2 protein-coding genes and 1 pseudogene are annotated in these 1,572 nt (G+C 71.3%); 1 reads left to right on the plus strand and 2 read right to left on the minus strand.

The features are described from left to right. Nucleotides 1–263 (minus strand): annotated as a pseudogene (locus tag ACFP3V_RS31500) (hypothetical protein); the annotation flags it as partial. Nucleotides 264–326: 63 nt separating this feature from the next. Here ACFP3V_RS31500 and ACFP3V_RS31505 point away from each other — a divergent pair. Next, on the plus strand, nt 327–1,070 hold the full coding sequence (locus ACFP3V_RS31505; protein WP_380591170.1) for a bestrophin-like domain: 744 nt from the start codon (nt 327–329) through the stop codon (nt 1,068–1,070). 46 nt (nt 1,071–1,116) lie between these two features. Here ACFP3V_RS31505 and ACFP3V_RS31510 read toward each other — a convergent pair. Continuing rightward, nucleotides 1,117–1,572: phosphoribosyltransferase family protein (locus tag ACFP3V_RS31510; RefSeq protein ID WP_380591171.1), on the minus strand; the 456-nt coding region annotated here is incomplete at its 5' end.

Genomic DNA, 1,572 nt, shown 5'->3' on the forward strand with positions numbered 1-1,572 from the left:
CCGCACCTGCCGTCCCGGCCGCACTGCACGCCGCCGCCACGGCCGAAACCGCCGCCCGTGCCGGCGAAGCCGCGACCGCAAGTGCCGCCGCCGGCACCGAAGCTGACACACCATCCGGCCCCGCCGTCGCACCAGCCGAGGCCGGCCCCTGCGCCGACGCCCGTGCACACGCATGCCGTCGTGGCTGCGCCGCACCCTGTCGTCGACACGGCCGTGCCCGCGACGACGGGTGCGCCGGAGGCCGCTTTCGTCTTCGTCGCCATCACTCTGCCCGCACTCGTCGCCGCCGGTGCCGGGCTCATCGGACACGCACTGGGGAGGAACCGTTGATTCTCGGCTTTCTGCTGTTCGCGGGGGCGGGCTGTCTCATCGCCGTGCTGATCCTGGCCGGTTTCGGGCGGACCGAACGCTCGCGCCAAGGAGCCTTCTCGGGTGGGGCGTTGAGCTTCCTCGGCTCCGCGTCGCTGTCGTCCTTCATCCTGATCGCGGCCTTCCTGATCGCCGGGTCCTGGGCCAACCTGAACACCGCGCGAGGGCACACCTTCGACGAGTCGCGCGCCCTGAACGCCGCCTACACGGACGCTGACGCGACGACGCGGCCGCTGCTCAAGTCGTACGTCGAGTCCGTGATCGCGGGGGAGTGGACCACGATGTCGACGCGCCGGGCCGCCGACCCGAGGACGTGGGAGCAGCTGGACGTGGTCCGCGCCCACGTGCAGGCGCTTCCCGAATCAGCCGGTAGGCAGCAGGAGTTGACCGATCTGGCGGGGGTGTACACGGCGCGTCAGATCCGACTCGCCGACATGTCGGCGTCGCTGCCGGCGCCGCTGTATCCCGCGCTGATCTGTACAGGGCTGCTCGTGCTGCTCTACGCCCCGATCGCCGGGCTCACCTTCCATCTGCGCGAGTCGGTGGCCTTGGGGCTGGTCGGCGCGGTGGTCGGCTTCGGCCTGTACATGGTGCTCCACATGACCCACCCGTTCGCCGGACCGGTGCATGTGACGCCGGTGGCGTACGAGCAAAGCCTGGTGCGGTTCGGGCAGTTGGGGGGCGGCGGCGGGGCGGGGTAGGCGCGTGTCGGTGCTGAGGTGCTGAGGTGTTCGGGTGCTGAGGTGTTCAGTTGGGGTGGGGCGGGAGTTCGGAGGCATGGACGATGCCTCGGACTCCCAGGGCCTGGCGGACGTCGTCGCCGAGCGCGTCCGCCTGGTCCACGATCACGCTGCAGCCGGCCCAGGAACCGCCGCAGGCTTCGACCATGGCCTTCACGGTGCGGGCCTGACTACCCGTCTCGATCCAGTCGTCGACGAGGAGCACGTGGTCGGCGGCGGTCACGGAGCGCCGCTGGATGCGCAGGCGGTGGCGAGCGCCGCGGTAGTCCGGGAAGGAGGCATCTCGGGTCAGCTTGGGGCCGGGGAACAGCCCGTGCTCCTTGCGGATGGGCACGAACCCGACGCCCAGCTCAACGGCGACGGCTGCGCCGAACAGGAAGCCGCGGGACTCCACTCCGCAGACGGCGGAGCGGAGCGAGCAGCACGGCGCCCAACCCGCCCAACGGCCAATGCCGTTGCAAGC

The sequence above is a fragment of the Streptacidiphilus monticola genome, assembly GCF_042658505.1.
Classification (GTDB): domain Bacteria; phylum Actinomycetota; class Actinomycetes; order Streptomycetales; family Streptomycetaceae; genus Streptacidiphilus; species Streptacidiphilus monticola.